We start from the raw sequence: 18,003 nt of genomic DNA, 5'->3' as shown, positions 1-18,003 counted from the left end.
ACCTAGACGTGTCCGGGCGGGTCCCGGCTCGATCCTCAGGGGGGATCTTGACTTCTTCGCATCGTGGACGATTGCGTGTACTGGCCGCCGGCGGCGTACTCGCCCTCGCCGTCGGCGCTCTGGCCGCCGCCCCGAGCAGTGCAGCCCCGCAGCACTCCATACCCGGCTCCGTCACCCCCGACCGGCCCGCGGCCGGCCCGGTGGCGGATTCGGCGTCCGCCGCCGCGTCGCCCAGCGACCGCCAGTACCCGAGCGTGGTCCTGCCCGGCCGCGCCACCCAGCCGGCGCCGGCGGCCGCCGCCAAGCCGCGGCACGACGTCGACGGCGACGGCATCAGCGACATGATCGTCATGGAGTTCGACCAGACCACGGCCGTCTACCTGTCGTCGATCTCGTCCTGGAGCGAATACGCGATCTACAAGACCGACCCCGACCCCGACTCCTCGTTCAAGGACCTGCTGCCGGTGGGGGACGTGGGCGGAACCAGCAAGGCCGAGCTGCTCTCGCTCTCCTTCGACGGCGTGCTCACGCTCTACGAGGCCGGCCTGACGAGCACGTCGGCGCCCCTCTGGTCGGGCCGCGGCTGGCAGATCTACAACCGCGTCATGGCCACCGGCGACCTGACCGGCGACCGCCACCCCGACCTGCTGGCCCGCGACTACGCCGGCGACCTGTGGCTGTACACCGGAACCGGCAGCGTCAGCAAGCCCTTCAACGGCCGCGTCAAGGTCGGCTCCGGCTGGGGGATCTACGACCAACTGGTCGGGGCCGGCGACGTCGACGGCGACGGCCTGGGCGATGTCCTCACCCGTACGCTGAGCGGTGAGCTGTGGTTCCACAAGGGGGCCGGCAGCGCCACCGCCCCGCTCAAGGCCCGGGTCAAGGTCGGCACCGGCTGGAACGCGTACAACGTGATCACCGGCTCGGATGACGGCGACGGCGACGGCCTGAGCGACCTGCTCGCCCGCGACCGCGACGGCGTGGAGTACTGGTTCAAGTCGCTCGGTGGCGGCCGGTTCGCCGCACCCGCGTACTTCGGCAGTGGCTATGAGTTCAACAAGTTCATCGTCGGCGCCGGCACCACGTCGCTCTACGGCAAGGGACAGAACCTCGGCACCGAGGCGGACAACGACCTCGCCAAGTACAGCGCCCTGGCCAACGGTGACTACCGGATGCCGCCGGTCTGGGCCGGCAAGGAGACGCCCGGCTCCCGCAACGCGTACGCCACCGGGCTCAACAGCCGCAACCACGCGACCTACGTGCAGAACATCGGCAGCGACCTGTACATCCAGGGCGAGCGGGTGAGTACGGCGTGGAACTACACCGTGACGGTCGGCCCGGGTGACCTCACCGGCGACGGCAAGGGCGACCTGCTCAGCCGCGACTCCGCCGGCGTCCTGTGGCTCCACCCGGGTGACGGTGCGCTGGTCACCAAGTTCGGCGCGCGCATCAAGGTCGGCACCGGCTGGAACGGCTACGACGCGCTCGTCGGTGCGGGTGACTACTCCGGCGACGGGCGTCCCGACCTGCTGGCCCGGGACACCTCCGGCCGCCTGTTCCTGTTCAAGGGCACGGGGACGGCCACCGCGCCGTTCGCCGCCCGCGAGCAGGTCGGCAGCGGCTTCGACCAGTACGACAAGCTGTTCGTCCCGGGTGACATCGACGGCGACAGCAAGGGCGATCTGCTCTGCCGTCTCCCGAACGGCGACGTGTACCGGTACTCCTCGACGGGCAAGGCCGGCACCGCCACCTTCGCCGCCCGCGTGAAGTTCGGCACCGGCTGGAACCTGTACAAGAACCTCGTCTGAGCCCCGCGGCCGCCCGGTCGCGAAGCCAGGAGGGCGCGGGTCCGTCCGTCGGCACCAGCCGGCCGGGCGGGCCCGTCTCCGCACCCGGACGGCTTCCGTGAAAGGTGTTCTTAGCGTACTTCCGGCCCGGCCGCCACTTGCGCACAAGGGGACGCGGCCGAAATTGATCGGGAAACGCGTTCGAATCCGTGAGCCTGTGAGTGCTCCGGCAAGCCGCCGACCTCCCCCGACGCCGCCCCTCCCCGCCGAGCCCCCTCCATCGACGCCCGGATTCGGTCCTGCCGGTGGCGCGTAATCGGTCCTCCGGTCCGATGAACCTCAACGAAAGCAGCCGTACGGCCAGTTGGGCGTAGTTATGCTCCCGCCCACCGGTCAGGAGATCCCACTTTCGATGGTTCGAGGAAGCTGATGGCGCCAGAAAACGCTCCACCCGAAGCCGCACACACGGAGGCGGCAACAAGCCGGATGATGCCCGGGATCGCAGCCCTGGCCGCCGTGTGCGTGGTGGGGGCGCTCGCTTCCTCCTCGGAACCGGTGCGCACCGTATGGATCGCCGCGGGGGCCGCGTGCACCGTCGCGGCGTTCGTCGAAGCGTTCCGGCGCGGCCGCGCGCTCACGGCCCGGCGCGCCCACGTCGCGGCGCTTGAGCACGTGCTGTCCCGGCAGGAAGCCGAGGTGGTACGCCTGTGCGAGGTGGTGCTGACCGAGGCGATCGAGCGGCTGCGCAAAGGTGAGCTGCCCGAGGAGATCCTGACCTCCCTGGGCGGGCGGGGGGGACACGGAAACCGCTGGGGCGACGACGCCGCCCTGACCCCGCGGTTCAGAGCCGCCCTGCAGACCGTGCTGGCCCGGGTCATCGACGCGGTCGACAACGAGGAGAACCTCCGCGACTCCGCACAGCGGGCCTTCGTGAACATCGCCCGCCGGGTGCAGGCGATCGTTCACCAGCAGGCGCACGAGATGCGCGAGATGGAGGACCGGCACGGCCGCAACCCGGACGTGTTCGGCGACCTCCTTCGCCTGGACCACGGCACCGCCCTGATCGGTCGGCTCGCCGACTCCATCTCGGTCCTCGGCGGGGCGCGCCCCGGCCGCCAGTGGAGCAGGGCCGTCACGCTCTACAGCGTGCTGCGCGGTGCGATGTCCCGGATCATCGACTACCAGCGGGTGGAGCTCCACTCGGTCTCCGAGGTCGCCGTCGTCGGCCCCGTCGTCGAGCCGTTGATCCACACCCTGGCCGAGCTGCTCGACAACGCCACGCGGTACTCGCCGCCGCACACCCGGGTCCACCTCACGGCCGTCGAGGTGCAGTCGGGCGTCGCCGTGGAGATCGAGGACGGCGGTCTGAGCATGAGCGAGGAGGCCCGTCGGCGTGCCGAGACGATGCTGGCGCAGGCGCAGACCGGCATCGACCTCAACGACCTCGGTGAGACACCGCGGCTGGGCCTCGCGGTGGTCGGCCGGCTGGCGCAGGCGTACGGGTTCCAAGTATCCCTGCGCTCGTCCGCCTACGGCGGCGTCCGCGCCGTGGTCATCGTCCCGCAGCACCTGATCACCACGGCGTCCGCGGCGACCGGTCTCGCCCACGGCATCGGTTCCTCCTCGGGCCCCCGGGCCGTCACCCCCGCGTCACGCGAGCACCCGGTCGATCGCCTCTCCCCCGGCGTGTCCGCACCACGGTCGGCATCTGCACCGGCACCGGCACCGGCACCCGCACAGGCTCACGGGCCGGCACCCGCACAGGCTCCGGCACCGGGGCCGGCGCCCGTCACCGGCTGGCCGTCCGAGGAACGCACGGCGAACGGGCTGCCGCAGCGGCGGCGGAAGGACCGTGCCACCGCCTCCGACACCCCGCCGCCGGTGGAACGGCAGTCGGCGGAGGATCCCGGCCCCGGCATGTGGCTGGAGGCTTTCCACAGCGGACTGTCCGGCGCGCCCGGCCAACCCCACCAGGACGCCCAGGATGCGTCGGGTACAGCGACCAAAGGGGCGTGAACGATGATGACTCAGCGAAGCAGTATGGACTGGATGCTCAAGGACCTGGCCGTCGGAGTGCCGCAGACCCGGCACGTGATCGTCCTCTCCGCGGACGGCCTCTGCGTGGCGCAGTACGGAGCCGAGACCGACACGGCCGACCGCCTGGCGGCGGCCTGCGCCGGTCTGCAGAGCCTCGCCGGAGCGGTGGCGGCCGAACTGCCCCGCTCGGAGGGCAGAATGCGCCTGGTCGTGATCGAGATGGACGGCGGGTTCTTCTACCTGATGGCCGCCGGTGACGGCTCCTACTTGGCGGTCCTCGCCGACGAGGGTGTCGACGCCGGGCTGATGGGTGCCCAGATGCGGAACCTGGTGACCCGGATGGGGGACCACCTGAGCAGTCCGCCCCGGCACGACGGGCAGCCGGCGTGAGTGAGCCCCCGACAAGCTGGGAGGACGGCAGTCCGGAGCGGCTCTACGTCATCACCGGCGGACGCAGCGGACCCTCCACCACCGTCCCCCTCGACCTCGTGACCCTGGTCGTGGCCAAGGCACCCGTGAGACCCGAGATGCAGCCCGAGCAGGCGGCCATCCTGCGGATGTGCCGGTCACCGCTGTCGGTGGCCGAGATCGCCGCGTACGCGGGCCTGCCCGTGAGTGCCGTCACCGTGCTGATCGGAGACCTGATCGCGGGCCAGTTCGTCCATGTCCGCCCACCCGTCCCCGCCGCCCAGCTCCCCGACCTAGCTCTGATCGAGGCAGTGATCGATGGACTTCAGAAGCTCTGACCCGCAGGCCGGGCCGCGCCAGGCGGACATACTCCCGCAGACTGCTGCGGCCGCCGTCAAAGTCGTCATCGTCGGCGGTTTCGGCGTGGGCAAGACGACGATGGTCGGCGCGGTCAGTGAGATCAAGCCGCTGACGACCGAGGAGACGATGACCAAGGCGGGCGTCGGCGTCGACGACACCCGGGGCGTGGCGCGCAAGACGACCACGACCGTGGCCATGGACTTCGGCCGCATCAGCATCAACCAGGAACTGGTGCTGTACCTGTTCGGGACACCCGGTCAGGAGCGCTTCTGGTTCCTGTGGCGCGGTCTGTTCGAGGGCGCGCTGGGGGCGGTCGTGCTCGTCGACACCCGGCGGCTGGAGATCAGCTTCGACGTCATCGGCCGGCTGGAGGAGCGCGGCGTGCCCTTCGTCGTGGCCGTCAACTCCTTCCCCGGCGCCCCCGAGCATCCGCTGGCGGAGCTCCGTGAGGCCCTCGACCTGCCCCCCGACGTACCGATCCTCGTCTGCGACGCCAGACGACGGGACTCGTCCCGCGATGTCCTGCTGACCCTCATGCGCTACCTGTACTCCCAGGCAGCCACCCAGGAGGCAATGTGACCACCCACCCCACCCCGCCGCCGGAGTGCCCCGCCCACGCGGCGTCCGCCCCGGGCGGCTTGTACCGCCTCCACGGACCGGAGGCCCAAAACGACCCACTGGGCCTGTACGAGAAGCTGCGGGCCGAGTACGGGCCGGTGGCCCCCGTGCTGGTCCCGGGCGACCTGCCGGCCTGGCTGGTCCTCGGCCACCGGGAGAACCTGGACGTGGCGCGCACCCCTTCGCGCTTCGCCCGCGACCCCCGCGGCTGGCGCGACATGCGCGAGGGCCGGGTGCCGGCCGACACGCCGCTCGGTCCCATGGTCTCCTGGGTACCGGTGTGCAACTTCACCGACGGGCCCGTCCAGGAGCGGCTGCGCGGAGCCGTGGTGGAGTCCCTGGAACGCTTCGACAAGCGCGGCATCCGCCGCTACGTGACACGCTTCGCCAACCAGCTGGTGGACCGGATCGCCGACGAGGGGTACGCCGACCTCGTGTCCGACTTCTCGGACCAGCTCCCCATGCTGGTCATGACGCAGCTCGTCGGGGCGCCCGACGAACACGGGCCCAGACTGGTCAACGCGGCACGCGACATGCTCCAGGGAACCGAGACGGCTCTCCAGAGCGACCGCTACGTCACCCAGACGCTGGAGCAGCTGGTCGTGGAACGCAAGGCCAAACCTGCCCACGACCTCGCCTCCTGGCTGATCGAGCACCCCGCGAACCTGACCGACACCGAGGTGCTGATGCACCTGCGCGTCGTCCTGATCGCGGCCTACGAGACCACCGCCAACCTGATCGCCAACACCCTGCGGACCGTACTGACGGACCCGCGGTTCCGAGCGAGTCTCTCGGGAGGGCAGATGACCCTGCCCGACGCCCTGGAGCAAGTGCTGTGGGACGACCCGCCGATCAATACGGTCATCGGGCGCTGGGCCACCGGGGACACCGAACTCGCCGGCCAGCACATCAAGGCCGGCGACATGCTCCTGCTCGGCCTGGCCGCGGGCAACGCCGACCCGCAGATCCGTCCCGACCGGAGCGTTTCCGTCTACGGCAACCGCTCCCATCTGGCGTTCAGCAGCGGAGCCCACGAGTGTCCGGGCCAGGACATCGGCCGGGCCATCGCCGACACCGGGATCGAAGTCCTGCTCGACCGGTTGCCGGACCTGCAGCTGGCCGTCGGCGCGAGCGAGCTCCAGTGGCGCGGCACCCTCATGTCGCGCCATCTGCTGTCACTGCCGGTACGGTTCACTCCGCGCTCCGTGTCCTCTGCGCAACCGGGCCCCGAGCAGGCGTACGGGTACCCGCCGGTTCCGCCGCAGCAGTCCGCGGTGCCCGCGGCTGCCGGCTACCGGCGCCGCGCCGGCTGGTGGCGGCGGCTGTTCGGGCTCCGCTGAGCCGATCTTCCGGGCGGAAGGCCCCCGGCCGCGCCGCCGGGGGCCTTCGGCACGTCGCTCAGTCCCGCAGCCACTGCCACCAGGCGGCGAGGGCCGGCAGGTCGGGCGGTTCGGTCGCGGCGTCGCTGGGCACATCGGCGAAGCGGATCGTGAACCGGGCTTCCCCGACGGGAAGACCGTACCGATTGCGGGGGCTCGCGTACCGGGGTGCCTGGCTCTGCCACGCGATGCAACCGGCCACGTAGTGGTCCAACGCCTCCAGGTAGGAGCGGAGTTCGTCGTCCGCTCCCTGCGCCAGCCGGGCCCGGAGCCGCAGGTAGAGGACCATGACCCGGTCCCGCAGGGCCACTGTGGGCGGGACGGCCTCGGCAGGCGTGCAGTTCTCCTGGTGGGCGAAGACGTTGACGAGGTTGACCTCCTTCGGCTCCAGGTGGTCGTCCTTGTCGTAGGAGAACAGGTCGTTGTCCGCGCTGACGATGAACCCCGCCGCATCCGTCAGCGCGGTCAGGGCGGGCGAGCAGAGCAGCTCCACGGGCAGCCGGCCCCCGCGTGCGACGTCGGACCACGTCATCGAGAAGCGGGTGCCGTTCGCCAGCGGCCCCATGGCGACGAAGTCGTTCAGCCCTGGCATCCTTCCGGCTTCGGCGCGGGCCGCCCGCCAGGCCGCACCGAGCAGCCAGTCCCGTGTCCCCTCCGCGAACCTGCGCAGCTCGAACGCGGACAGCATGGCGTGGGTACGGCGCACCAGGTCCACCAGCGAGCGGGTCATGGGCCCCTCGGGAAGCACGGACGCCCCCGGGTTCTCGATGGTCCGCAGCAGCCGCACGCCGTGCTCGACGACGGCACCCGCCCCCACCTCGTCGGAGCCGGAGTCCTGCCAGTCGTCGACGGCGTTGGCCCAGTAGTTCCACTCGGTGAAGAGCAGCACGGCCTCCACGTCCCCGTCGGGGATGATGCGGCAGGAGAAGTCGGCGCTGTGGGTGGCCAGCCCCCACGCACGCTCGACGGGATCGGGGTACAGGCCGAAGGAGTCGACCCATTCGACCGCCCGTGCCTCTATCTGCTTGGCCTCCGGATGAAGGAGGTCGCGCTGCAGGGGACAGTAGAAGGCGGGGAGTTGCGCACCGAGGAGCGAGGGACGCGGGGAGGTGGTCATCGGCCGCCCCCGGTGCGGAAGCGCATCAGCCGCGTCTCCACTGCATGCTCACGCCAGAGGCGGAAGAGCCTGCTGTGCGCGATCGTCGACTGCTCCAGCCGTGCCCTGCTCCAGGCGCCGGGTTCGCCGCCCGCCCGGAGCCGATCGAGTTCGGCGGTGTTCCATGCCATGGACTGCACCCAGAACTCCGCCACCCGGTCGGTCACGTCCTCGTCGTGCGTCAGCTCGAAGCCGGACGCCTCGGCGGCAGCCAGGTACTCCTCACGCGTTCCCAGTCGCGTTCTGTAGTAGCCGTCTATGAACTCGCGGTGGCCGGGGCGGCACAGGAAGTGCTCCTGGATGCCGAACCATCCGCCGGGCATGAGCGCCTTGGCGACCACGTCGAAGAGGCGCGCCCGGTCGGTGTAGCCGCTGCTCTCGTTGGCGTACGCGGCGTCGTACGCGTGGGTGACGTCCAGGTCGTGGACGTCCACCTGGAGGAGGTCCACGAGCTCCTCGACCCCTGCCTGGCGGGCGAAGCGACGGACGATGGGGATGTGCTCCGCCGCGACGGTGAGGCCGGTGACTGCCGCCCGGTGCTCCTGCGCCCAGTACAGCGAAGTGCCGCCCAGGCCGCAGCCGATGTCAAGGATCCGGCGGGGTGGTTCCTCGTACGCGCCCCAGGAACGGGCCGCGTGCTCGACTATGCGTTCCTGTGCGTCGAGCAGGTGCTGCTTCAGCGTGCTCTGGGAGACGGCGGTATGAGGTGGGAGCCTGTCGGGGAACAGCCCCACATGGAAGTGCACGCGGGGACCCGGACCGTACTTCTGGAGGATGTCCTGCGTCTTGCGGCTGTAGTAGAGCCGCACCTGTTCGTCCTCGACTGAGCCCCGGCCGCTGCCTAAGAACGCTCCACGAGGTGTAACGCGCATGGGATGTCCGCCCTTTCGTGGCGTAGGGCTGGTCTCGGCGACGCGACGTCACAGCTCTCCCCGCGTCCCGAACCGGCACACTGTTGAAGCACGGATCATCGTGGCACTTCACGCGTCCCACGTCAGCCCGCTGGACCGGTGCAGATCATCCGAGGGCGAGGGCACATGAGTTCTGTCCGGCCGAGGCGCACAACCCCCGCCCGCCGCGCTGCCCCCCGGGGGCGGGGTGAATCATCTGCTGGTGGGCCTCCTGGACGGTCACCCCTCTGCTCGTGGTGGCCTCCCGACTGCACCTACGACACCCCGCCCTGGCCAGGGCACGCCGATGGGCCGGATGGATCGCGCCGCTCCCACCCACGATCACGATCCTGTTGAGCCTCAGCCTGTAGACGATGGCCTGTCGGCGGCTCCGGTCGCCGCCGATCCCAAGGGCCGCCGTGTCCTCGGCCGATCTTGATCGTTTGAACCGGTGTGGGGATCAGCGCTGAGGTACGGGCGACAGGTTTGACCTGGTCGGCGGCGGGGGCCGTGGTGGCGGTGCTGCTCACCGGAGGCTGCTCGTCCACGACTCGGCTGGAGCTCCCCGCGTCGGAGCAGGGCCGTAGCGACCTGATCAAGGCGGCCCAGCAAGTGCTGGTGGACCGGTGTTTGACGACCCGTGGTGCTGCCGGGCCGCCGCCGCGCCAGGATGCGCTCTTCGGTACCGGCCCGGCCGAACTGTCGATCACCCTTGCCACCGGCTACACCGTCCGCATGCACACGGACGGCTGCCTGGCCGAAGCCCACCGCTTCCTCTACGGAGACCAGGCCCGCTGGTTCCGCGCCGAGGTCACCGTGAACAACCTGCGCCCCGAGGCCCAGGCCCGACTCGCCGACGACCCCGGCTACCGGGCCGCCCTCGCCCGCCGGGCCGCCTGCCCCGACGGGGACACCTCCTGTGCGCGGGCGAGCGGCCTGGAGGAGCTGCGGGCCCGGCTGGAGCCCGTCCGGCTCGCCGAGGTCCGTACCGCGCACCGCGAGGAAATCGCCACCTACCTCCGTCTACGAGACCGCGCCCTGCACCGCTCTGCCGGACTGCTGGCCGGCCGACCCACCCCCCACAAGAAAGGCCATGTCCCCTCATGAAGAAGAGCAGGCTGCTCACCGCGACCGCCGCGGTGTTCCTCGTCCTCACCGGCGGCCTCGCCGCGGCCGGTCCGGCCGGCGCGGCCGACTGCCCCAGCGGCGAGTTCTGCGTGTGGGAGAACGCCGACTACAAGGGCCAGCGCGCCAACTGGTCGGGCGACGACCACTGGTGGGAGAGCTGGATCGCCGACGAGGACTCCTCCTGGGCCAACCACGGCATCAGTGGCCCCGGCGTCAAGGACCACGTGAAGGTCTACTCCCGGGCGAACCTGGGCGGGGAGATGACCATCTGCCTCACTCCCGGACAGGAGGTCAACTACAACGGCGTGGCCAACGACAACGGCGACTCTCACACCTGGGCAATGACCTGCTGAGTCGTGGCGCCCCCTCACGCGAAAGGGTCGTCCCGGGCCTGCCGTGCACCACGGCCGGACTCCCCTGACGCGACGCTGCGGCCCGGCACACCTGGTGGGTGCCGGGCCGCAGCGAGTCGTCCGGACCAGGGTGGCCTTGGGCAGCTCTCGGAGCCGTCGGGGAGGACGGGGGTCGTGCGCTGCCGGCGGGCGGTCGGTCAGGTGATGGCGGGGCTGCGGCGTTCGGCGACGACGTCGCGCCAGGTGCCGCGGTGGCAGCCGATGCGCTCACGGGTGCCGATAACGCGGAAGCCGGCCCGCTCGTGCAGGGCGAGGCTGGCGGTGTTCTCGGGCGAGCAGGGCGGTCAGCAGGGCTAGGCCCACGCCGTGGCCGCGGGCGTCGGGGTGGACGTAGACGGAGTGCTCTTGCAAGGTCGACTGTATCGACACCAGTCGAAACAAACCGTCCTCGGATGGGAGCCCGCCATGTCCCGTGTCCAGCTCGCCCTGCGCGTCGCCGACCTCGAAGCGTCGATCGCCTTCTACTCCAGGCTCTTCGCCATCGAACCCGCCAAGCGTCGCGAGGGCTACGCCAACTTCGCCGTCACCGAGCCCCCGCTCAAGCTCGTTCTGATCGAGGGTGAGGCCGGCGAGGAGACCCGCCTGGACCACCTCGGCGTCGAGGTCGCGACCACCGACGAAGGCCGGCGCCGGATGCGCCTGCACCGACTGACCCGAACCGGCCCGGCCCACTTCGGGTCGGGTTCGGCCGTCGATGACGTTCTTCATGACGAGTGCGACTGCAGGACGCTGGGCTCCGGGGCCGCCGCGAGGCCGGCTCGGCAGCCACCGCAGGAGCGCAATCCGACGCGGTGGCGTCCTGGCCCCCACCGTCAGTTGTATCCGCGTGGTTCGTCGGCTGCTGTCTTGACCTGCTTGCGGTAGGCCCCCGGCGGCGATCCGAAGTGTCGCTTGAAAGCCTTGGCGAACGCGAACTCCGACGTGTACCCCGTGTGCTGCGCGATGATGCTCAGCGGGGCCGGCGATCGGTGCAGCAACCGCGCCGCGGTGGCCATCCGCCAGTTGGTCAGGTACGTCAACGGCGGCTCGCCGACCACCGCGGCGAAGCGGCGGGCGAACGCCGCGCGGGACAACCCGGCGCGGGCGCCCAGAGACTCCACGGTCCAGGGATGGCCGGGGTCGTCGTGGATCGCCTTCAGGGCGGGGGCGACTGCCGGGTCGGTCAGCGCGGCCGTCCAACCCCTGGCCCGCTCCTTCGGCAGTTCGGCGTACCACGACCGGAGGATGTACAGCAGCAGCAGATCGATGAGCGCCGTGACGACCGCGTCGGAGCCCGGCTGCGGCGCGTGGAACTCGGCGCACAGCTGATCGACCGCCGAGCGCAGCACCGGGTGGCGGCCGGGAACCGCGGGGAGGTGGATGACCTCCGGTAGATCGCTGAACAGCGGATGCGGGCGTTCGACGTCGATCGCGTACGCGCCGCACACCAGCACCGTGCGCGGCCCCGGTCCGTCCACGGTGACCTGGCCGATCGGCGAGGAACGGTCCACGCGCTCCGGTACGAAGTCCACCGGAGCGCGGCCCGGCACGTCGCACAGGGTGTGTCCGCTGCCGCGCTGCAGGAACACGATGTCGCCGGGTCCGAGCGCGAGCGGTCGGCCGTGCGGTGGCAGCAGGTGGCAGTGCCCTTCCACGACCACGTGGAATCCGGCTCCTGAGATGGGTTGGAACTTCAGGGCCCACGGGGCGTGCGCGTCGGTGCGCGTCACCATCGGGCGTCCCGTGCGCAGGACTTCGAGGGTGTCGCTCAGGATGTCCATGGCGCCACTCTAGTGCCTGTTTGGTGAGACGATGTGACAGGGAATCGAGATCCGAAGTCATTCATCGTCTCGATGTGCAGGCGTACGTTCTTGCCATGGCGGTTGCCGAACCCCGGCACTGCATGGACGAAGGAACGGATCCCATGTCTCTGGTTGGCAAGAAGATCGTGATCATCGGTGGAACCTCCGGCATCGGCTTCGCGGTGGCCCGACAGGCCGCGGCGGCCGGCGCGGACGTCGTGGTCGCCTCCAGCAATCAGGACCGCGTGGACGCCGCGACGAAGCGGTTGGGCGAGCAGGCCGAAGGCCGCCGTCTGGACGTCGCCGACGGCAACGCCATCGCCGCGTTCTTCGAGCAGGTCGGGGAGTTCGACCACCTCGTCTACACCGCGGGCGAATCTCTGCTGATCAAGCCGTTGGTCGAGACCACCCCGCAGGAGGCCAGGGCCGTCTTCGAGCGCCGGTTCTGGGGCGCGTTCCTCTCCGCCAAGTACGCCGCACCGCGACTGCGCGACGGCGGCTCGATCACTTTCAGCTCCGGCGTCCTCGCGATCCGCCCCCTGTCCGGAACCGCGCTCACGGCAGGTATCACCGGCGGCATCGAGGCCCTGTCCCGGGCACTCGCCGTCGAACTCGCCCCTCTGCGCGTCAATGTGATCCAGCCCGGTGTGATCCGTACCGAGCTGTGGGACGGCAGTGTCCCGGACCCGGAGGCCTTCCTCCAGGGCGCCGGGTCCGAGCTGCTCACGCGGCGTGTCGGCACTGCCGAGGAAGCCGCGGCGGCCTATCTCTTCGTCCTGGCCAACGCCTATGTCACCGGCACCACGCTCGCGATAGACGGCGGCGCGGCACTGGTGTGACATCGGTGCCCCCGCACGACAGCGTCGGGGACTGAATGCGCGGGCGAGACCTGCGCCTTCCCGCACGCCGGGTACGGCCCACGCGGGGGGGCGGGGGGCGGGGACGGCCTTCAGCGCAGCCGGTGATCCGGCGGGACTCGGGCTGCCACCCCGCTGAGCCGCACCGGCTCGTCCGAACGTCTGGCGTTTGATCATCTTGATGTGATGGCCGCGGCTCTCACGGGGCCTGAGTTGCGGCGTGCGCCCACGCCGTGGGGCACGGCATGCCCGTCCCCCACGGCTTACTTCCGCAGAAGGACTTGATTGACATTCCCAACCATGCTGACTTACGTTCTGCACATTACTTGATGACATGAATCATTCAGCTCTTAAGCATCCCTCTTGAGGCAGAACCGTGCAGTCACCGCCGCGCATACGGGAGTCCCGGCTGTCTGGGACCCGAGCGGGCCGGGATGCGGGGGCGTCACCTCGGAAAGGACATCGGCTTGAACCCCGCCGACCATGGCGCGGCCGTCGCGGCCGAGACCGCCAGATTCGCTGCCGCGGTCAAGGCAGCCGACCTCTCCACCCCGGTGCCTTCCTGCCCGGGCTGGACCCTGACCGACCTCACCCGGCACACCGGACACGTGCAGCGCTGGTTCACCGACCTGCTGCGCCGGCGCATCCAGCAGCCGCCGACCAGCCGCGAGGTGGACCTGCGCCTTCCCGAGCAGCCCGACGGCTACCCGGACTGGCTGGCCGAGAGCGCCGCGCAGGCCGCCGAGGTCTTCGCCGTCATCGACCCGGACGCCCCCATGTGGGCCTGGGGACCCGACCAGCACGCCCGGTTCTGGATCCGCCGCATGCTCTTTGAGACCCTCGTCCACCGCGCCGACGCCGAACTCGCCCTCGGACTGACACCCCACATCGACCGCACACTGGCGGCAGACGGCATCGACGAATTCCTCACCAACCTGCCGTTCGCCTCCCCCTTCGCGCCGCTGACAGCCGAACTGCGCGGCCCTGACCAGAGCATTCGCTTCAGCTGTACCGACAGCGACGACGACTGGCTGATCCATGTGCGCCCCGACGGCTTCGCCCTGGCGACCGACAGCACCGAAGCGGGCACCGCAGACGCCACGGTCCAGGGCGCGGCAGCAGACCTGCTCCTGCTCCTCTACGGCCGCTTCGACCGCACCAGCGGCGCCTTCCACCTCCAGGGCGACGCCGACCTGCTCACCCACTGGTTCACCCACTCAGCCTTCTGAGCACCCCGGCACGGACGGCGGCCGCCGGCCATCCGCGGAATCAGCGGCGGCGGCACATGCCCCTACCAGCCACCAGGCCGTTCCAGTCGGACCGCAGTGAAAGGCGCCGGGCAAGAGCCGGCAGATCGCTATTCGGCCGGCGACGGAGTTCCGCTGTGCCCGCACCGCCCGGGCGCCGCGGAGCCGCCGGCGCTGTCGCCCGCCACGCGGCGCCGGACCTGGTCCTCCTGGGCGAGACGCCGCAGCAGCTCGAACACCGGGGCGCAGATCGCGAAGACGATGACCGCCCGCTCCGCCAGGGCCACGGGGTCGTCGAGGCCGGCCGCGCGCTCCAGGTCCAGCCGGGCCACCGACTCGGCCAGTCTCGCGTAGGCGGCGAGCTCGCCTGGGGCGTAATCCGCGTCCAGCCGCCGCAGTTCCTTCAGCGCCACCGTCAGCCCCTGCACATGCGGTGACGTGTCGGGCGCCCGCCAGTCCAGGGCCGCGAGCAGCTCCGCCACCTCGGCCCCGGCGGCTTCGTCGGCCTCCGCCTCCTCCTCGCCGCCCGCCGGGCCCTGGGCCGCCACCGGCACCGGCAGGGCGTAGCTGACCGCGCCGAGAGCGCCCTCGGAGGTGTCTGCCTGGTCGACCGCCCCGAGCACGTCACGGGTGGCCGCGATGGACAGGCCGCCGAGCGTGGTCAGCGCCTTGATCAGCCGCAGCCGCTCCGCATGCTCCTCTCCGTACTCGGCCAGGGTCGCGGCGGTCGCCCGCCCTGCGGGCAGAAGCCCCTGCCGTCGGAAGTACTTGATGCTGGCCACCGGCACGCCGGTCCGCCGGCTGAGCTCCGAGATCTTCATACGGCTTCCCTGCTGGTCACGCGGTGCGGATCCGTCATGGGCGATTGGACATCACCACAAGATACTGCCACTATCCAGTACTGGATACCATCAGTATCCAGTACCGAAGCGCCGCCGCACCGGAGAATCGATGCCCCACCCCACGCCCCCCTCCGTGCTCCGCCGACCCCAGCTGTGGATCGGAACGGGACTCATCGCCGCAGTGGTCTCGATGTTGTTCGCCCTGCTCTACGTCGGCGGCAACGTCAACCCCAGGGGCAACCTGCGCGACCTGCCCGTGGCCCTGGTCAACACCGACGGCGGCGCCGACGCGGGCGGACGCCACGTCAACCTGGGCGAGCAGATCGTCGCGGGCATCCAGAAGACCGCCCAGGGCGACAAGAGCATCGACTGGCAGGTCGTCAGCCGCGAGGAAGCCGACAAGAGGCTGGGCCGCGGCAAGGTCTTCGGCGCCCTCGTCATCCCCAAGGACTTCAGCGCCACGGTGACCGCGCTCAGCGCCCCGCAGCCCGCCCCCCAGAGCAAGCCCGCCCCGCCGACCCTGACCGTGCTGACCAACCAGGCCGCCGGCAGCATCGGCTCCTCCATGTCCTCCCAGGCCGCCCAGAAGGCCGCCCACGCCGCCTCCGCCCAGCTCGGCCAGGAACTCCTCAAGCAGGCCACAGCCCAGAAGGCTCCGCTCCCGACGGCCGCCCAGCTCAAGCTGGCCGACCCGGTGACCGTGACCGTCGCCGACGGCCACCCCCTCGGCTCCCGCAGCGCCATGGGCCTGAGCGCCTTCTACTACGCGCTGGTCCTGGTCGTCTGCGGCATGCTCGGTGCCAACGTGGTGAACTCCCAGGTCGACACCGCCCTCGGCTACCTGCACACCGACTTCGGCCCGTTCCGCAAGCGCGAGCCCGTCCAGCACACCAGCCGCGTGCGCACCCTGGCCATCGGCATGGCGCTCATGCTCGGCCTGTCATTGGTCATGGGCACCCTGGTGGAGGTCGCCACGGTCGGCATCCTCGACATGGACGCCTCCCACCTGGGCCTGCTGTGGCTCTACTCGGTCGCCACCATCGCGGTCGTCGGCATCGGCAGCCTGGCCCTGTTCGCCGCCTTCGGCACCCCCGGCATGCTGCTGGCCACCATCGTCTTCGTCGCGATGGCCGTCCCCTCCTCCGGCGCCACCGTACCCGTCCAGGCGCTGCCCGGCTTCTTCCGTGCACTCGCGGAGTTCGAACCGCTGCGCCAGATCACCGAGGGGCTGCGCTCCCTGCTCTATTACGGAGCCCAGGCCGACGCGGGCCTGACCCGGGCGTGGGCCGCGATGGGGATCGCCCTCATCGCCGCGCTGGGCTTCGGCTTCGCCGTCACCCGCCTCTACGACCGCCGGGGCCTGCACCGCATCCCCCGGCCTGCCGTCGGGACCGAGGCCCCCGCGGAGACTGCGGAACCCCCTGTCTCTGCCGAGGGCGAGGCGCCCGCCACGGCCTGAGTGGTCTCGACGCGCCGAGCTGAGGCGGCCAGCCACTCCGCCCCCTGGCAGGCGGCCTACCCAGGCTGCCTGCTGAGGGCAGAGTGGAGCGTGAACATCTATCTGACCCGCCTCGCCACCGATCGCCCCGACCGGGCATGGCAATCGCTCGTGGGTGGGTTATCTGTCGGCTTTGTTTCCGGGGCGCCGTACGAGGGGCTGCGCGATAGAGCCGGCTATCAGCCGGGTGAAACCGTACCGACGCCGTCGTCAGCGCACGGCCGTTGGCCTCGTGGGAGGTCTGGCACCTGCCCGTCACGCGGGGCGGGGCGGCTCATGGCCAGTTGCCGGCCTCACCCGTCCGGATGCGCCCAACGCGCCGTTGCCGGGCGAGGTCGGCTTACCTGGACGGTGGCAGCGCATTCCCTCGACTCTTTCGAGGAGGCGACATGTACGTGATGTGCGCTGGACTCGCGTTGGACAATGCCGGCCGCCTGGTCTGGCACGTGATGGCCAAGAACGACACGATCACCCTGTGCGGGCAGCCCGCCCCCGCCGATGACGGGGGCGGGGAAGCCGGGCGCAACTGCGCCACCTGTATGGCGAGAGTCCGCGAGAAGATGCAGGTCCGCTCGGCCTGAAACCGTGCCGCGGTCACGTCCGGGCTCAGCCGGGGCCGCCCGCCCCGCCAGATGGAGCCGACAACACGGCGTGGCGCGGCATGGCGGCGTTGTCCTGGCTTGTCTCAGCGACGACAGCCGGGCCCGAGCCTCAGGGCGCAGGACACCGGCCTCTCCGAGCTCAGACGGCGCCGTGCGTCACAGGGCGCTCTTCGTCGCGCTGACGATGACGCATTCCTTGTACTCGCTGCCGTCGCCCTTGCCGCTGTACGTACTTGTGGCCTCGGCCTGCTGAGAGGCACCTGCCTTGACCGTGAGGCCGGTGACATTAGCCATGGCGGTGTTCGTGCCGGAGCCGGCGTCCGGACGGAATTTGACGGTGATGTTGTACGTGTAGTCCAACGAGCCGCTGTTGGTGACGGTGAGCCGGGCGACCAAGTTCTTGCCCGCGTCGTTCAGCCTGCACTTGTCGATCTTGATGTCGCGCTCGGCCTTGTCGTTGCTGCGGGAGCCTCCGGGGGCGGAGACACCGCCCGAGCCGCCGTTGGTGTTGTCGTTGTCGTGGCTGCCACCGGTGCTGCTGCCACTGGAGTTGCTGTGGCTGGAGCCGTGGCTGCCGCCCCCGCAGCCGGCGCCGTGGGAACCACGGGCTCCGGTGAGTGCGACAACTGCGATACCGAAGACGGCGACCGCGCGAACATGACGAAGCTTCACGTTCAACCCCCGTTGAAGTGTGTAGGAAAGAAGGCCCGATTGACGGGCGCACGTCACCCTAACAGCGATACGGAACTACCCGTTCAGCACGCCTCCGCGTGCAGGTCGCGGGCCCTGGGCCGACCTCAGAAGCCGCGGGACCTCGATCTTGTCGTGGACAAGCCCTGGCGGGCCGGCCCGGCGCGGGCCTCGCCGGTTAAAACATCCATCCCACGTCGCCAGCCGGAGCGGTTGGGGGCCTGGCACGGCGTTCTTGGCCTTCGGCTCCTATTCCATGCAAGACGTGGAGAGCGATCGCACGTAATGAAATGATGGACAGTCACATGGC

Annotated in this window: 17 protein-coding genes and 2 pseudogenes; 13 read left to right on the top strand and 6 right to left on the bottom strand. The window is 70.6% G+C overall.

What is annotated here, in order from left to right; translation table 11 throughout:
• Positions 1-71: 71 nt before the first annotated feature.
• The 6 genes from ABZ128_RS10795 (at position 72) to ABZ128_RS10770 (ending at position 6,550) form a co-directional block, all read left to right on the top strand.
• A complete protein-coding gene (locus tag ABZ128_RS10795; protein ID WP_356847508.1) occupies positions 72-1,808 on the top strand; it encodes a VCBS repeat-containing protein in 1,737 nt (578 codons plus the stop codon).
• Positions 1,809-2,276: 468 nt separating this feature from the next.
• On the top strand, positions 2,277-3,803 hold the full coding sequence (locus ABZ128_RS10790) for an ATP-binding protein (protein ID WP_356847507.1): 1,527 nt from the start codon (positions 2,277-2,279) through the stop codon (positions 3,801-3,803).
• Between the two features lie 3 nt (positions 3,804-3,806).
• Positions 3,807-4,214 carry a roadblock/LC7 domain-containing protein gene (locus tag ABZ128_RS10785; RefSeq protein WP_356847506.1) on the top strand — a complete coding sequence of 136 codons (408 nt, stop codon included), beginning with the start codon at positions 3,807-3,809 and terminating at the stop codon, positions 4,212-4,214.
• Positions 4,211-4,570, top strand: coding sequence for a DUF742 domain-containing protein (locus ABZ128_RS10780; protein WP_356847504.1), 360 nt, complete (start codon positions 4,211-4,213; stop codon positions 4,568-4,570). Before ABZ128_RS10785 ends, ABZ128_RS10780 begins: the two co-directional genes overlap by 4 nt.
• Positions 4,551-5,171, top strand: a complete 621-nt coding sequence (locus ABZ128_RS10775; RefSeq protein ID WP_356847503.1) for an ATP/GTP-binding protein — start codon at positions 4,551-4,553, stop codon at positions 5,169-5,171. Before ABZ128_RS10780 ends, ABZ128_RS10775 begins: the two co-directional genes overlap by 20 nt.
• Positions 5,168-6,550, top strand: coding sequence for a cytochrome P450 (locus ABZ128_RS10770; RefSeq protein WP_356847502.1), 1,383 nt, complete (start codon positions 5,168-5,170; stop codon positions 6,548-6,550). The genes ABZ128_RS10775 and ABZ128_RS10770 overlap by 4 nt, the downstream gene beginning before the upstream one ends.
• A gap of 58 nt (positions 6,551-6,608) precedes the next feature.
• Here the strand turns inward: ABZ128_RS10770 and ABZ128_RS10765 are convergent, their stop codons facing one another.
• Positions 6,609-7,706 (bottom strand): hypothetical protein, encoded by a 1,098-nt coding sequence (locus ABZ128_RS10765; protein ID WP_356847501.1) that lies wholly within the window; start codon positions 7,704-7,706, stop codon positions 6,609-6,611.
• The gene (locus ABZ128_RS10760) at positions 7,703-8,554 is read right to left on the bottom strand and encodes a class I SAM-dependent methyltransferase (RefSeq protein ID WP_356847500.1); all 852 of its coding nucleotides are present in this window, start codon (positions 8,552-8,554) and stop codon (positions 7,703-7,705) included. Before ABZ128_RS10760 ends, ABZ128_RS10765 begins: the two co-directional genes overlap by 4 nt.
• Before the next feature lie 534 nt (positions 8,555-9,088).
• Between ABZ128_RS10760 and ABZ128_RS10755 the strand changes: the two genes are divergently transcribed.
• Positions 9,089-9,742 carry a hypothetical protein gene (locus ABZ128_RS10755; RefSeq protein ID WP_356847498.1) on the top strand — a complete coding sequence of 218 codons (654 nt, stop codon included), beginning with the start codon at positions 9,089-9,091 and terminating at the stop codon, positions 9,740-9,742.
• Positions 9,739-10,116, top strand: a complete 378-nt coding sequence (locus ABZ128_RS10750; RefSeq protein ID WP_356847496.1) for a peptidase inhibitor family I36 protein — start codon at positions 9,739-9,741, stop codon at positions 10,114-10,116. Before ABZ128_RS10755 ends, ABZ128_RS10750 begins: the two co-directional genes overlap by 4 nt.
• Positions 10,117-10,313: 197 nt before the next feature.
• Here ABZ128_RS10750 and ABZ128_RS10745 read toward each other — a convergent pair.
• A pseudogene (locus ABZ128_RS10745) lies at positions 10,314-10,533 on the bottom strand (GNAT family N-acetyltransferase); the annotation flags it as partial.
• 48 nt (positions 10,534-10,581) lie between these two features.
• Here ABZ128_RS10745 and ABZ128_RS10740 point away from each other — a divergent pair.
• Positions 10,582-10,797: pseudogene (locus ABZ128_RS10740) on the top strand (VOC family protein); the annotation flags it as partial.
• 191 nt (positions 10,798-10,988) lie between these two features.
• Here ABZ128_RS10740 and ABZ128_RS10735 read toward each other — a convergent pair.
• On the bottom strand, positions 10,989-11,936 hold the full coding sequence (locus ABZ128_RS10735; RefSeq protein ID WP_356847494.1) for an AraC family transcriptional regulator: 948 nt from the start codon (positions 11,934-11,936) through the stop codon (positions 10,989-10,991).
• Between the two features lie 143 nt (positions 11,937-12,079).
• Here ABZ128_RS10735 and ABZ128_RS10730 point away from each other — a divergent pair, with 143 nt between their 5' ends.
• Positions 12,080-12,796, top strand: a complete 717-nt coding sequence (locus ABZ128_RS10730; protein WP_356847493.1) for an SDR family oxidoreductase — start codon at positions 12,080-12,082, stop codon at positions 12,794-12,796.
• Between the two features lie 485 nt (positions 12,797-13,281).
• Positions 13,282-14,043, top strand: a complete 762-nt coding sequence (locus ABZ128_RS10725; RefSeq protein ID WP_356847491.1) for a maleylpyruvate isomerase family mycothiol-dependent enzyme — start codon at positions 13,282-13,284, stop codon at positions 14,041-14,043.
• 128 nt (positions 14,044-14,171) lie between these two features.
• Here ABZ128_RS10725 and ABZ128_RS10720 read toward each other — a convergent pair whose 3' ends face one another.
• Positions 14,172-14,882 (bottom strand): MerR family transcriptional regulator, encoded by a 711-nt coding sequence (locus ABZ128_RS10720; RefSeq protein WP_356847489.1) that lies wholly within the window; start codon positions 14,880-14,882, stop codon positions 14,172-14,174.
• A 130-nt stretch (positions 14,883-15,012) separates the two neighbouring features.
• Between ABZ128_RS10720 and ABZ128_RS10715 the strand changes: the two genes are divergently transcribed.
• Entirely contained in the window at positions 15,013-16,362 is a 1,350-nt protein-coding gene (locus tag ABZ128_RS10715; protein WP_356847488.1) for a YhgE/Pip family protein, read from the top strand.
• A 428-nt stretch (positions 16,363-16,790) separates the two neighbouring features.
• The gene (locus tag ABZ128_RS10710) at positions 16,791-16,982 is read left to right on the top strand and encodes a hypothetical protein (protein WP_356847486.1); all 192 of its coding nucleotides are present in this window, start codon (positions 16,791-16,793) and stop codon (positions 16,980-16,982) included.
• A gap of 177 nt (positions 16,983-17,159) precedes the next feature.
• Here ABZ128_RS10710 and ABZ128_RS10705 read toward each other — a convergent pair whose 3' ends face one another.
• Positions 17,160-17,675: a hypothetical protein gene (locus tag ABZ128_RS10705; RefSeq protein WP_356847485.1), complete on the bottom strand. Its 516-nt coding sequence runs from the start codon at positions 17,673-17,675 to the stop codon at positions 17,160-17,162.
• Positions 17,676-18,003: the final 328 nt, after the last annotated feature.

Source organism: Streptomyces sp. NPDC006326 (assembly GCF_040612915.1).
GTDB lineage: Bacteria > Actinomycetota > Actinomycetes > Streptomycetales > Streptomycetaceae > Streptomyces.
This window is presented reverse-complemented; position numbering and strand designations above follow the sequence as displayed.

Coding starts and splice junctions, on each gene's coding strand:
- ABZ128_RS10790 (WP_356847507.1), top strand. CDS start 2,277: ATGCCCGGGATCGCAGCCCTGGCCGCCGTGTGCGTGGTGGGGGCGCTC.
- ABZ128_RS10785 (WP_356847506.1), top strand. CDS start 3,807: ATGATGACTCAGCGAAGCAGTATGGACTGGATGCTCAAGGACCTGGCC.
- ABZ128_RS10775 (WP_356847503.1), top strand. CDS start 4,551: ATGGACTTCAGAAGCTCTGACCCGCAGGCCGGGCCGCGCCAGGCGGAC.
- ABZ128_RS10765 (WP_356847501.1), bottom strand. CDS start 7,706: ATGACCACCTCCCCGCGTCCCTCGCTCCTCGGTGCGCAACTCCCCGCC.
- ABZ128_RS10750 (WP_356847496.1), top strand. CDS start 9,739: ATGAAGAAGAGCAGGCTGCTCACCGCGACCGCCGCGGTGTTCCTCGTC.
- ABZ128_RS10735 (WP_356847494.1), bottom strand. CDS start 11,936: ATGGACATCCTGAGCGACACCCTCGAAGTCCTGCGCACGGGACGCCCG.
- ABZ128_RS10730 (WP_356847493.1), top strand. CDS start 12,080: ATGTCTCTGGTTGGCAAGAAGATCGTGATCATCGGTGGAACCTCCGGC.
- ABZ128_RS10720 (WP_356847489.1), bottom strand. CDS start 14,882: ATGAAGATCTCGGAGCTCAGCCGGCGGACCGGCGTGCCGGTGGCCAGC.
- ABZ128_RS10715 (WP_356847488.1), top strand. CDS start 15,013: ATGCCCCACCCCACGCCCCCCTCCGTGCTCCGCCGACCCCAGCTGTGG.
- ABZ128_RS10710 (WP_356847486.1), top strand. CDS start 16,791: ATGTACGTGATGTGCGCTGGACTCGCGTTGGACAATGCCGGCCGCCTG.